Source organism: Mycobacterium sp., assembly GCF_049280035.1.
Lineage (GTDB): Bacteria > Actinomycetota > Actinomycetes > Mycobacteriales > Mycobacteriaceae > Mycobacterium.
The window spans coordinates 1-1561 of sequence record NZ_JBAPPI010000557.1 but is presented as its reverse complement, the minus strand read 5'-3'; the positions used below and the strand labels follow the sequence as shown (position 1 = coordinate 1561).

At 63.5% G+C, this 1561-nt stretch carries 2 protein-coding genes; both read right to left on the bottom strand.

The annotated features are described in order from the left end of the window. Positions 1 to 51 precede the first annotated feature (51 nt). Positions 52 to 1191, bottom strand: coding sequence for a dihydrodipicolinate reductase (locus WAN71_RS18180; RefSeq protein WP_422226669.1), 1140 nt, complete (start codon positions 1189 to 1191; stop codon positions 52 to 54). A gap of 33 nt (positions 1192 to 1224) precedes the next feature. Beyond that, a partial coding sequence (locus tag WAN71_RS18175) for a hypothetical protein (protein WP_422226668.1) occupies positions 1225 to 1561 on the bottom strand: 337 nt, incomplete at its 5' end.

The following is a 1561-nucleotide window of genomic DNA, read 5'->3' as shown; positions in this document are numbered from 1 at the left end:
ATACGAGTGTGCCGGTGTGACCGGTGCCGTAGTGGGCAACGCGATAGCGTTTCATGCCGGGGTTCCGCTGGTTGCGCGCGCGCCGACGGCCTGTCTCGTCACGACGTCTGGGCCTGAGATCGGGTCGTGGATACCGGGCTCGGCCGCGACGACATACGGAATCGCGTTCACCGCCGCCATTCCCGAGAGTGCGATCGCGGAGTTAAGGTTCTTCTCCCCGTCCTGGGCATCGAAGCACAGCTGCATGCGCATGTTGGGACGACCGGCCACCCGGTACACGACAGCGCTGGCCGCCTCCGCAACCGGACGCGGCCAGGAGTCCGGCCACGGCGTGCTGGACACGGTCGCGAAATATTGCACCGAGACCACCGCCTTGCCTTGGACTTTGACGGCGAGCTGCCACCGGTGGGCGCAGATCGTCCCGGCAGCGAGCACGCCGACATTGGTGTTCAGATCGGTGGGAGCCTTAAGCGTCTCCCAATCGAGATCGATGTCGTCCAGCCGGTAGCCCAGGATTTCGGCGATGTAGCGCACCACCGTCTCCCAATCGTGGTTCACCTTGCCCGAGGCGATGCGCGCGGGCACATGGCCGTCCGGCTTGCCGAAGCCCATGGATTCGTGCAGCACCTGCCAGATCGGGTAGGTCTCGTCTAGGCCCAGTGCATACTCATCCATCCGGTAGCTGTCGACCTGACCGGCGCCTGCCAGTAGCGCGGTCGGAATGTTCAGGCTGGCGACGCCGGGTTCGCTGCCGGTGGCGTAGAAGCTGGATTGTCCTTCCCGACAGGCGCTTTCGATGGTGTTCCGCCAACTCTGCGGTGCCGCGGGGGAGTAGATCATCGGGATGGTGGAGATGGTGACAACGTTAATCCCTGCCCGCAGCAGCCGCGCCATGTCCTCGATGGCCTGTTCTTCGCGACGCACGGCCGTGCCGCAGTAACAGAAGCAGTCTGGCTTAGCGGCAATGATCGCGTCGATGTCGTCGGTGGCGAGTAGGCCGGTGTCCGGTAGTCGGCACAACGATCCAGCATCGACGCCGACCTTCGCTGGTGTCGTCACCAGCACGGCGATCAGGTCGAGAGCCGGGTCGTTGATGATGCCGCGCAACGCTTCCCGGCCCGTCAAACCTGTTCCGCCATGGGCCACCCGATAGGTCACCTGGTCTCTCTCGCCTCGTCGTTTAGTCGTCATTCAGTCACCGGTGGGCGTGTGCCCGGTCGTCGGCTAGGTGGACAATCCTTCGGTGACGAGGGTCGTGACACCCGGACCCGTGGCGGACTCGATACCCTTTACCTTGGACAGCAGCTTGACAATGGCCTCGCCCGCCGACGCCATGTACTTCACACCGCACAACTCGGCGTAGTTGACCAATGACAGCTCATCGATCACACCGAGATCCAGGTAGGGCTGAAGACGTTCCAGCACCTGTGCTGACGTCCCGACGAACTGCACTTTGTCGATCGCCTCACGCGGGGTTCTCGCGCATACGTCGAGGGCCTCTTCGCGTGAGATCCACGGCGGGACACAATCCCGGGAGAACATCCAGTTCTCACCGTAAGGA